Raw genomic sequence first — 10853 nt, 5'->3', positions numbered from 1 at the left:
GGACGCCACACGGCCTTGAGCTTGCCGACCTCGATCATCGGCGCCAGTGGCCAGGTGCAGCCGGTGCCCATCGCCCTGGGTGAAGGGCCAGGAGGTGCAGCCGGGGGCGATCCTGGAAGGCGACCGCCCGCCAGTACCGGCCGGACCTCGATCCGACCGCGGCGCAGCTCCACCCGGACGCCACACGGCCTTGAGCTTGCCGACCTCGATCATCGGCGCCAGTGACGAAGGTGCAGCCGGTGCCCATCGCCATGGGTGAAGGGCCAGGAGGTGCAGCCGGGGGCGATCCTGGAAGCCGACCGCCCGTCAGTACCGGCCGGACCTCGATCCGACCGCGGCGCCAGTGCCAGGGCCTTGGGGGTGCCCCGGACCTTGGTAAAGGGCGCCTTGATGCAGCCGACCACAAGCCCCGGCGATCATCGCCAGCCGCAGTTAGAGGGAACGTGCTCGGACTGGCCCAACCCAAGACGGCGAGCGGCATAAATGGCGTCTGCGTCGATCAAGCCACCCCGGGCAGTCTGCGTATTGCGTTGGGTGCCAGTCAGATGGCTGCGAGCGGCATAGATGGCGGCTACGTCGATCAAGGCACGCGGGGCAGGTTGGGTATTGCGTTGGGGGGCAGCCAGCGGACGGCGAGCGGCATAGATGGCGGCTATGTCGATCAAGGCACTCGGGGCGGGTTGGGTATTGCGTTGGGGGGCAGCCAGCGGACGGCGGGCGGCATAGATGGCGGCTACGTCGATCAAGGCACCCGGGGCAGGTTGCGTATTGCGTTGGGTGGCAGCTAGCGGACGGCGAGCGGCATAGATGGCGGCTACGTCGACATTACTCAATGACATGGGTTCTGTCCTGTGATTGCGTTGTGTGGCTTTAAGATGTATGAGGGCTGCGCGGCACTGAATCAGGAGCAATTCAGCAGACTTGGAAGGGTCGATTTTGAAAAGCGACCCTTTGATGCACTCGGTGCAAGCCGACGTGTATTCCCGATCAGTAATGGCTGGGGAAATTACCCCGCTGGACGATCATCGCACCGCCAAATGGAGCAGGCAAAGAGATTCCTTGGAGCCATGGCGGCCTTTCCAAGTCAAGAACGTGTCGGCCTTTAATTGTGCCTTCTTCCACTCCGCCGGGAACATCCTTCACAACCTTTTGATCGGGAGTCGACATCATCCCGGCCGGGGTCGTCAGGTGATCCCACTCGCTATTATCAAGCCCCGCTTCCTTCGCCAATTTCCGGGCATCAAAGGCGACTTGATTAAGCTCAATCGTTTCCGCAACCAAAGCGCCGATAAGATTGGCGGCAGCTTGGTACTTGTCCAGCATGGCGGGGTACTTCTTATGCCCAGCCTTCGCCCTGGCAATGGCCTCGCGGGCAGCCGTGCGCAGTTCTGCGGCTTCCAGATCCAGGGCTTGCTCGCCAAGCCGCTGGATCGTGGCGGCCAGGCGATCCCGGCGGCGTCGGGCGGCTTGTAGCGCGCCGTCCAAGGCGTCAACATCCTCGTCAGAACCGTTCAACAGGGCCGAAGTCCGCTCGGCTTCAAGGCGCTCGATTTCGCGCGCGGTGTCGGCCGTCCACGTTTCGGACTTGGCGATATTGGCGCGGGCCTCCGTACTGGTTTTGACATTCAGCAGTGCCGGAAGATCGCCGTTTTCAACTGGTTTTTTGGTGAACATATCTTTTTCCTCTCAATGGCGAAGGGTGCCGAACATCGAGCGGCTATGCCGCTTATGTGGGCTCGATGATGCTGGGTAGCTATGAAATTATGACGCCTCTGTCAATAGTGATTCCCATCCGATTGGCTGCATTGAGCATTTCGGCAAGGTCTACCTCGGCTTGACCAATTCGCGCGTCAAGTTCTGGCAACACGGCAGAACGGGCGGCGATATCTTCACGGCGGCGCTTCATGCTCTCCAACTCCTTGCGAGCCTCATCATACTTTTGACGGGCGCCGGCCAGGGAAGCAAGCACATCTGAAAAGTCTGTGACCATGATTAAGCGCCCCCGAATGCCCGGATCGGGGCAAGCAGGTTGCGCGCAATCCCGGGGCCAATAACACCGCGATAACTGGAAAGAATGCGCGCAGCCGTTAGGTTTGTGGCTGCGGGTGATTGGGGATGCGTGCCGATGATTAGCCGATAGTTGGCAAGTATTCTCTCAGCAATGGGGTTTAGCCGCGCAACCGAAGCCGGGGCCGTAGCCCCTTGGATACGGGCGGCGGCGCCGGGGTGGCGAACGGCGGTGTAGATCATAGGGCCTCCACTTATGGCGAATAGGGTGCCCCCGTTGACCGGGGGGCGACGGCGCCGGGTGTCTCACTTCCGACTTCCGTGATGGTGGTGTCTAAGCACCTCGCGGCTTGCTCCGTTTCACCAGGATCGAAGCGGCTCCATTCTCGGGGGAGGTTCAAACCCCAGAGAATCGCCATCGTGCCGCGTTTATTCCGAAGCGAAAAGGGGGCTTACAAGTCGTGCGCAAACGGCCCACAGATGCGGTGTAGCCCCTCCGGCGTCTCCGGCAGGGCGCCTAGATTGGCGGCCTCAAACAGGGCCGCCCGTAAGTCGCTAAACCCCGTGGGCGGCTCATCAAGGCCCCCCCAGCACGGCCAGATGCTCGCGTTGAAGTGGCGGACCTCTGCGGCAAGCGCCACGGATCGCTGCCACGCTGAAGGCCCGTCAACCAGGGTGTGAGCCTTCCGCAGGGCCGCGTTTCGGCACTCCCGCAGGTAGGTGGTGCGCGCCTTGCGTAGCCCCTGCCCTCCACCCAGCCCAAGCGCGCGATCAATGGGTTCGTCTTCTTGCAGCCAGCGGCGAATCGCGCAAGCAAGGAAGGCGCGATCCCCTACCGGCGGTAGGCGGCCAGACTCCAAGGCGGCGGCGATCCGAACCAGAGCCTCTGCAGAATTCCATGTGTCAAGCATGTCGGAACCTCGTGCGATTGATAGGGCATACCTGTTTAACAGCGCCTAATGATAGGTAAAGCCTATTATTTACACATCACAATGTACCTAGACCGTATCGAAACTCTGCCAAGAACCGCGGCTCGCGGCGCGGGGCACAGAGGGAAAGCCCCAGAGGGACCCGCGAACACAGACCGCGATCCTTTCTCAGGACGTCAGCGTCCGAGCTTCAGCAGAACCAAGCCGGCGGCACACTTGCGCGCGCCTCTTGGCGGCCCGTACCGCTGGACTCTTACGCGGGTCTCTCTTTCGCGAGTAGCCATTCTTTGGTTTTCTTGGTCTCTTGGGTCGGCTCTTTCCTCTCGTCAGTTCAGCCACGTCTAGTAGGCGGTTGGTGAAGTCCAGGGGGGCGGTGAAGTCCGGTAGGGCGTCCATGGCCAGCAGGGGGTCGGTGAAGTCCATGGCCAGCAGGGGGTCGGTGAAGTCCATGGCCAGCAGGGGGTCGGTGAAGTCCAGGGGGGCGGCGAAGTTCGGCAAGTCAAGTTCGCTGTAGCCCCATTCCTGAGTAGTGGTGTTGTCTCTGGTATCAGTCACGTCATTAACCTCTCGGGTTGTTGTTGCGCATTCAATGTTGATACGATCAGATGATTCTAGTCGGTTGCTTCAAACTCGCTTGTCCGCACCGTGCAACGCCCGGCGGGTTGACCATACCGCCGTTCTCCAAGAGCCGAAGTAATTGAAACCCCTTCACCTTGCGATGAACCATCAAGGCAGCGGCCAATCCATTGAACGCATGACGATGGCAAGCAAAGGTTTCTATGACTTCGCACACTGTGCGGGTGTGCAATGCCTCGGGGTCGATCGACAGCTTACAGGCAACCGACGCGACGATTCCCCGCGCCAAGGCGATCTCGTCAACCCCTGCCCCAAGCGCAGGGCTGGCGCAGTGCAGCCACTCCGCCAGGGGGCCAGCGAGCAGGACGCGCGCACGTACCAGGTCCGCCCGTGGGTCGGTGTCGCTGTCGATGCGCCAGCCCGGACCCGCCACAGTGACACCCCCAAGCCAATCGGCGCCGCGCCGATAGACCCCCACGCCTAAGACGTGGTGCCCTTCGGCCGCGTGCTGGATCGCGTGTCCGGCCTCGTGGTGCGCTGCATGGTCCCGCGTATTAGCCAATGCAGGAGGGCCTTGCATCGCGACTGCCGTTCGTAGGATCGCGGCGGCATCGGCGGTCAGTGCCGCGCGCGTCGCTTCCGTGGCGGTCAGGCGTGCAATAGCGTTCACTGGCGCACCTCAGTCGGTGGAGTTCCAAGCGGGTCGATTGGGCACCATGCGCCGCAGACCTGGCACCTGTCAGGCAGGACCGCCTCGTGTCGCTGGATTAAGGCCATTGTTTCTTCTCGCTTTGGTCCGCGTTCGTTGTCTGTCCGGCGGGTGGTTGATGCCCTGTCGGCTCGCCCTGTGCCCGGGATACCCGGTCGCAGAACAGAAGAAACAGAAGGATCGCGGCGACGCCGGCCCCGTGTGTGCGTGCGCCCGCGCGCGTAGATGGCTTTAAGGGGCGTTTTTCGTTCTGTTTCTTCTGTTTCTTCTGTACACATACCCATCAAGTTATCTGGGGGGGATCAACTCCATACCTCGAATGACCCAATACCCCTTGCTGGATTGCGAAATAACATACCCCAACCCCTCGATTCTGCTGAAGAACTTCCTCTTGGCTAGCGATTGTCGGCCGTTGTCCTTGCACCACACACAGAACGCCTTGTAAGCATCGCCCCGGACGGCGACTGCAGCGGCGGCAACGCGCACCGCGTCAACATCGGCAACGAACTCAGCAACCGAGTCGGAAGACTGGCGCCAGCGCTCAATCAGCGCGTGGTGTGCCGGTGAATCGCTGAAGTGCCCTTGCTCTACCAGGCGCCGGGCACCCTCCAAGGCCCACCAGGCAACCCCAGGAAGTTCCTCGCGAATAATCTTTTCGTCCAAGGCTTCATCGCGGTCTGACTCTGGCACCGTGTTGAGGAAGTCCAGACACAGCCAGCGGCGCCAGAATGCCGGGTGCTGATCTCGCGTCGTGATGAAGTCGTTACCGTTGAAGATGTGTCCGCAGGTCGGGCGAAAGCTGAACACCCGGCCGAAGGGATGCCGCCCCTGTACCGCGTCGCGCCCCGTGATCAGCTTGAAGGCGGCGGCGGGCAACTCCTTATCCGCTGGCAGTTCACCCACCAGGTTGACGCGCAAGCCAGCCAGGGCCGCCGCGTGGTAGTCGTCTGACCAGGTGAAGGGCGACACCGAGCCGACGAACTGCGGCGGGAACAGGGCCTCGATCAGCCGCAGAATGGTGGACTTGCCGGCCTGTGCCTTGCCGTGTAGGAGAACGGCTTTCTCGTAGCGGTAGAGCGTCCCGACCAGGGCGGCGCCGACAATCTCTTGGAGCAGGCGCTGTTGGGCAAGCGACGTGTCCAAGTCGTCATGCCTGAAGGTCTGATCAAGGAACTGATCGAAGCGGCTGGCGTCCGTGTCGGTCGGTGTGACCGCCATAGCAAACCGCTGTCGCAGGTCCGGCGATGGTTCCCGGTGGCGCACATGCGCCCCGCTCACATCGAAGAACCCGGCAGGCGTCATGCATCCCGTGGGCGCATCCCGGAAGAATCCAGGGGAGGCGGTCATGTCATGCACCAGGGCGGCGACGGCCTTGTAATCCGAGTACTTCTTGCAGTTCTTTGACCGGTACCGCTTACCGATTTCGGTGTGTATGGTTTCAGGCGCAATCGCCTCAAACAGTCCGCTCCTCTGGCTGTAGACCCACAACCGCCCCTCGTCTGCCACTGGCGCCAACTCCCCTTGGCGCCCGATCCAATCCACGGCGATGTCGTAATGAGTCGGCGCCTCATCGGCAGGCGCCGGGTTCGGCGGCTTCTTGCCGCCACGCGGCACCCGGTCAAGGATCGAACTAACGGCCGCGTCCATACAGGGCCTCCAAGCCGTTGCCGATGCGCCGGGCGGCCAGGCGCTCCCGCTCCCAGTCGCCATCTGGGAAGGGCCGCCAGTCGGGCCGCAACGCGCGGAAATTGGCATCCCGGGCGATGGTGCGACTCGTCACCCGGGCCTGAATGACACTCACGAGAACATACAGCTCGTGCAACAGTTCGGCCTCGATCTCGACACGGTCGGCGGCCTGCGCGCGCTTACGGGCTTCCTGTCGCGCCTCCGGGGTATCGTCACCCACCACGCCAAGATATTGGGCGACGGCGGCAAGGGCCTCGGCTAGGGTCATCCCCAGGTAATGAGCCATGAAGGCGAACCCATCGCCGGCCGTAGGCTCACCTCCACCCCCACAAATGAATGAGCCGTCACCGTTCTTGTTGTCCCAGCGCAAACGGTCGCGACCGCCACAGGCGCAAGGGTGGTGCCGGCCGTCCAGCACGGCATCAGGAACACCTTGAGCTTGAAGGATGCCCAGCCAGTGGCCACGGGCGGCGGCCTTGACCTTGGCGAACGATGGGGCGCTCATCGGGCGGGCCTCGCGCGTTCTTCCAACCTATCTTCTTCGTCTTCCAGTCGCAGCAAGACGAACGCCCGAACAATGGCCTGCACCCGGTATCCGTTCCAGGACCTCTTACCGATTGCGCGCAGCCGTTCCCATTCGCGATCAGTGAACTTGAGGACCACGGGCACATTGACAGAATCGTCGGCCGGATCAGGCTCGAGGATCTCAGGCGCCGGGGCCGGGCCGGCAGTCACTGGCGTGGCGGCGGGCGTTTCCTGGGAAACGGGCGGACGCTTGCGGGCGTCGATCTCGCGGGCCTTGGTGGTAACAGTCACCTTGCCCTCTATGACTTCGCGCACGTCGTCAGGGGTGCCTTGCTTCGCGATCTTGCGGGCGCGCTCCATTGTCCGCGTCGAAACACCGGCAGTGGTGGCAGCGACGGCGGCGGCCTTACCCGTTTCGTTAACCCTAGCGCCACGTGGCGCTAGGGTTAGCGTTTCGTGTTTCTTTCCGGCCTTCTCACGGGCCGCGGCCTCTGCCTCGCGCGTGCTGTAGGACTCTGCGGCAGCCACTACGGCGGCACGCTGCGATGCGTCTAGGTGTCGCCTATGTAGGTTCTCGCTGAGGACGAAGGCCACGGGATCGGAACCCGACCACTCCTCATACTGGGGGACGATGCCCAGCTCGTTGCAGGCTCGCGCCCGGTGCCGGCCGTCAAGGATCTTGCCCTCAAAGAGCAAGACCCGGTGTCGCTGGCCATTGGTCTTGATGTCCTGCACCAGGTTCTTGAGGTCCGCGTCACCCATGGACGGCAACAACAGGCAGACCGGATGCACCTCGGGCGGCGAGTCGGGCCGCACCGGGGCATGGGGGAAAGCGGTTTCAGAAAGGTTCGCGGCCGGCTTGATACCGCGCCGGGGGCTACGGGCGGGGTCGGTCATAGCTGCACCTCCGGTGGAGCGGTTCCCGGGGTGGCGGAACTGGCCAGGGCGCCAAGGCATTCTGAAAGGTCGCTGAGGCTATCCGCCCAGCGCCCTAGTGTTGCTGACAATCCGAGCAGCGCGGCCCCGTCTAAGCTCGCACTGGGGCGGGCAGCTTCGGCGACAAGACCGTCAAGCAATGCGACATCGGCGCGTAGGGCCGCCACTGTGTCCAGGGCTTCGGTCAGCGTGCGGCGGGGGCCAGTCATGCTGCATTCCCCCTCAGCTCGTCGTGCGCGCGCTGGAACAGTTCGACGCACTCACCCGCGAGTCTGTCACAGAGCATCGTGGCGCCGACGCGGTAGCGCAGCGCCACTGACGAACCGCCTTCCAGCTCGGTTACCGCATCCGTTGACAGCAAGACGGCAAGCGCGTGCAATTCCCTCAGGCGCTCTTCAAGATCGGTGCTTGCGGAGAAAATGTCCCGCGGCAGCAAGTCGGGTAAGGATTCGCCCGGGGTGGTCGTGGGGGGCGCGGTTTTCTTGGTCGTGGCCATGGGTCAAACTCCGGGACTGGTTGGGGTTTGACCGCACGCGGGCGGGCAGGGGCGCGCACCATGGGCCGCGCGGACGCGGTACAATGGTGGGGCCGGTGACCGGTAGTGCGGTCTTTACGTGGTAGGCCCTTGCTGGGGCCTATCGCGACGGCATTTCAGTTTCTTGTCGGTCACCTCGCTGCCCAGATTGCCGGTTGTCCCCCGGGTCTGGGCTTTCTCGTTTTTGGGCCAGCGGCGGCTGGCCTTGTCTTGCCTGGATGCGCGGCGCGCTTGTGAACGGGCGCTCATGCTGCGGCTTCCTGTTCCAGGGTCCGCAGGCTCTCAGTCCGCAGGATGTCCAACACCACGCGCTCGAACTGCGGGCCGACCAGACTCCCGGCCGCCCCTCGCCGAACAATGAGCTGGCCAGAGCGGACCAGTTCGGCGCGGTGCCCCCGAATGAACCATTCGGCGGCGGAAAAGCTCGCGAAGATATGCCCACCATGCTTTGCCACCCACGGGCGCAAAGGCTGGTATCCCGCGAATCGATCAGTTGTATCCTCGGCAACCGGTGTTGCCACGTTGCTCGCCATAGTGTAGTGCCTCCGGTAGTTCGCCCCCACGGCGAAGTGTCAGGCGATAAATTACCGGGTCGCACAGTGGCGAGCCACTTCGGCGACGGGAGAACCCTAGGCCCCTCCCGTTGTTGCGTGGTCAGGCTTGGCCTTGCGCAATTTCACATAGGCCCGGGCACGGGTTTCGGTAAGAAGCTTGCGAGTCTCAAGAAGCGCGTCGCGTTCTTCCTCACTCCCTGCGCGCTTCAAATCTTCATCTAATATTTTCTCGGCTTCATCCAACAGCCATCCGCCCCCCGGGTGCCGGCCATGCTTAACGAACATGGCGCGATCAGCCCTATCGAAGAACGGCTTAACTTGATCTCGTTCGCGGCTGGAAGCCTCTGATTCCATGGCCCCTCCCTGTACGCACGGTGACAGAAATTGTTCGCGCATCCCGAAGCGTGTCAGGACAAGCTCTAATTGACCAAGAACATACTCGCGTTTAGTGGGGTCCGTGTCGGGATTATCGTAATCTATATCGGGACCCCATAACTTAGTAATTATCTCCAGCATTTTATTAGGAAATTCTAATTCTGGGTACCATTCCCGTAGTAACCCTATCCTGTCACGCAATGAATCCATGCGCTGCACTTGAAACAAATACGCTGCCCGGTTATAAGCCGTTAGCACTTGATCAACAATAATCTTCGGCCTTGAGTCGGCCTGATTCTTAACGTCGCTCATCTGAATACCCTATCAACCACAGCAAGCTTGTCGCTCGCGTTCTGGTGCATGTAGCGGGCCGAAGCCGTCAAGGTCCGGTGGCCCATGATTGCCATAATCTGCGCTTGCCCGACTCCGGCGGTGGCGAGTGCCGACCCGCAACCGTGGCGCAGTTGGTGAAAGTTGCGACCCGGCAAGCCGGCCTCGGTGCAAACCTTGGTCCAGAGGGCGCGGAAGTGGTGGGGACAGCCGCGGCGGCCAGCGAACACCAGGGCATCAGGGGTCTGGCCTGGGAGCTTGGCCAGTTCGGCGGCGGCGCGCTCGGACAGGGCGGATACGATGGGTTGACCGTTCTTGGTCTTGGCGACCGTGACCGTGCGCTTTTCAAGATCGATGTCGCACCAGCAGAGGGCCTGCAAGTTCCCGATCCGCAAGCCAGTATGAAAGGCCGTCAGGATCAGGGCCGACAGCCGGCCCCAGCGGGTATCTAAGAGGCGGGCGACCTTCAACAGCCGCTCAACCTCCTCCGGGCGAAGATAGCGGTTGGGGTCCGGGCGTTCGGGGGACTTCTCTAAGCCGCGGGTCGGCGGCACATGGGCGCGCGGCAGCAGCCGCAGACGGCGGGCGTACTTGAAGATGCTTTGGAGTTGGGATATGTAGCGGTTCAGGGTGGAACCGGCCAGCGGAACGCCCGCGGACGCGGTGTCTTGACCGCGGCGTGGCTTGAGTCGGCCGCGCTCGGCCAGTTGCACCAGGACGGTATCGACGTCCTCGGGGGCGATCTCGGCGAGTTCCCGACTGCCCAGACGATCAGCCCAGAAAGCGAGCCGACCGAGCGTCGCTCGGTCGTGTTCGCGCGACGCGACAAAGGCGTCAATCACGGCGGCAAGGGTGGCCATTGCGATTCCTCGACAGTGCAAAACGATCAGAACCCTAGTACAAGGGTCGCCTGTTCGCCGTGGGGGCGCACTACCTAAGAGAATCAACACCCTACAAAAATTTGGAGCGGGAAACGAGACTCGAACTCGCGACCCCAACCTTGGCAAGGTTGTGCTCTACCAACTGAGCTATTCCCGCTTTGGAAGCAGATTATTATAGTCTATTAGTCGAAACTGTCAAGCATCGTTTCTCATCCATTTGCCGGACGTTCATCTGGGTCCGTGACTCACCTGGCCGGACAGGCTGGGCCAGGCCGCGCGCAGATAAATCACCATCGACCACAGGGTCAGCACCGCCGCCACATACAGTAGCACCAGACCCAGCCAATAGACCCAGGGGCCTAGGGCGGAGTGCCACAGCAACATCAGGATGATCGACACCATCTGCGCGGTGGTCTTGAACTTACCCACTGATGATACAGCAACCTGGGCACGGGCGCCAACCTCGGCCATCCACTCGCGCAGCGCCGAGACCGTGATCTCCCGGCCGATGATGACCATGGCGGGCAGCACCACCAGCGTGCGCGGGTCCGCCTGCACCAGCAGGACCAGGGCCACCGCGACCATCAGCTTGTCGGCGACTGGATCGAGGAAGGCCCCCAGCGGCGAGGTCTGGTCCCAACGCCGGGCCAGATGACCGTCCAGCCAGTCGGTGGCCGCCGCCATACCGAAGATCCCGGCAGCGGCATAGGACGCCCAGGGTGCCTCCACATAGAACACGCCGACGAACACGGGGATCAGACCGATCCGCAGCATCGTCAGCAAATTAGGTGTATTCCACATGGGTCGGAC

14 protein-coding genes and 1 tRNA gene are annotated in these 10853 nt (G+C 62.5%); 1 reads left to right on the top strand and 14 read right to left on the bottom strand.

Translation table 11 applies throughout. From position 1 onward, the window contains the following. Positions 1-225 (top strand): hypothetical protein (locus QZX93_RS04085; RefSeq protein ID WP_295394390.1); only part of this gene is annotated, 225 nt, incomplete at its 5' end. A 191-nt stretch (positions 226-416) separates the two neighbouring features. Here the strand turns inward: QZX93_RS04085 and QZX93_RS04080 are convergent. The 14 genes from QZX93_RS04080 to pgsA form a co-directional block, all read right to left on the bottom strand. Next, entirely contained in the window at positions 417-839 is a 423-nt protein-coding gene (locus QZX93_RS04080) for a hypothetical protein (protein ID WP_295391851.1), read from the bottom strand. 148 nt (positions 840-987) lie between these two features. Beyond that, positions 988-1674: a hypothetical protein gene (locus QZX93_RS04075; protein WP_295391853.1), complete on the bottom strand. Its 687-nt coding sequence runs from the start codon at positions 1672-1674 to the stop codon at positions 988-990. A gap of 79 nt (positions 1675-1753) precedes the next feature. Next, entirely contained in the window at positions 1754-1990 is a 237-nt protein-coding gene (locus tag QZX93_RS04070) for a hypothetical protein (protein WP_295391854.1), read from the bottom strand. Positions 1991-3104: 1114 nt separating this feature from the next. Then, positions 3105-3491 (bottom strand): hypothetical protein, encoded by a 387-nt coding sequence (locus QZX93_RS04065; RefSeq protein WP_295391856.1) that lies wholly within the window; start codon positions 3489-3491, stop codon positions 3105-3107. A 46-nt stretch (positions 3492-3537) separates the two neighbouring features. Continuing rightward, entirely contained in the window at positions 3538-4182 is a 645-nt protein-coding gene (locus QZX93_RS04060; protein WP_295391858.1) for a hypothetical protein, read from the bottom strand. A gap of 327 nt (positions 4183-4509) precedes the next feature. Continuing rightward, positions 4510-5868 (bottom strand): phage/plasmid primase, P4 family, encoded by a 1359-nt coding sequence (locus QZX93_RS04055; protein WP_295391860.1) that lies wholly within the window; start codon positions 5866-5868, stop codon positions 4510-4512. Next, complete coding sequence (locus tag QZX93_RS04050; RefSeq protein WP_295391861.1) at positions 5852-6412, bottom strand: primase-helicase zinc-binding domain-containing protein; 561 nt, start codon at positions 6410-6412, stop codon at positions 5852-5854. The genes QZX93_RS04055 and QZX93_RS04050 overlap by 17 nt, the downstream gene beginning before the upstream one ends. Further along, a complete protein-coding gene (locus QZX93_RS04045) occupies positions 6409-7329 on the bottom strand; it encodes a hypothetical protein (protein WP_295391864.1) in 921 nt (306 codons plus the stop codon). Before QZX93_RS04045 ends, QZX93_RS04050 begins: the two co-directional genes overlap by 4 nt. Before the next feature lie 244 nt (positions 7330-7573). Next, complete coding sequence (locus QZX93_RS04040; protein ID WP_295391866.1) at positions 7574-7864, bottom strand: hypothetical protein; 291 nt, start codon at positions 7862-7864, stop codon at positions 7574-7576. 284 nt (positions 7865-8148) lie between these two features. Beyond that, a complete protein-coding gene (locus QZX93_RS04035; protein ID WP_295391868.1) occupies positions 8149-8436 on the bottom strand; it encodes a hypothetical protein in 288 nt (95 codons plus the stop codon). Between the two features lie 96 nt (positions 8437-8532). Next, entirely contained in the window at positions 8533-9144 is a 612-nt protein-coding gene (locus QZX93_RS04030; RefSeq protein ID WP_295391870.1) for a hypothetical protein, read from the bottom strand. After that, the gene (locus QZX93_RS04025) at positions 9141-10022 is read right to left on the bottom strand and encodes a site-specific integrase (RefSeq protein WP_295391872.1); all 882 of its coding nucleotides are present in this window, start codon (positions 10020-10022) and stop codon (positions 9141-9143) included. Before QZX93_RS04025 ends, QZX93_RS04030 begins: the two co-directional genes overlap by 4 nt. Positions 10023-10124: 102 nt before the next feature. Beyond that, positions 10125-10200, bottom strand: a tRNA-Gly gene (locus tag QZX93_RS04020). Positions 10201-10271: 71 nt separating this feature from the next. Next, positions 10272-10844 (bottom strand): CDP-diacylglycerol--glycerol-3-phosphate 3-phosphatidyltransferase, encoded by a 573-nt coding sequence (gene pgsA / locus QZX93_RS04015; protein ID WP_295391873.1) that lies wholly within the window; start codon positions 10842-10844, stop codon positions 10272-10274. Positions 10845-10853 lie beyond the last annotated feature (9 nt).

The sequence above is a fragment of the uncultured Thiodictyon sp. genome (genome assembly GCF_903946935.1).
Classification (GTDB): domain Bacteria; phylum Pseudomonadota; class Gammaproteobacteria; order Chromatiales; family Chromatiaceae; genus Thiodictyon.
The sequence above is the reverse complement of the archived record's forward strand: the minus strand, read 5'-3'. Positions and strand labels throughout refer to the sequence as shown.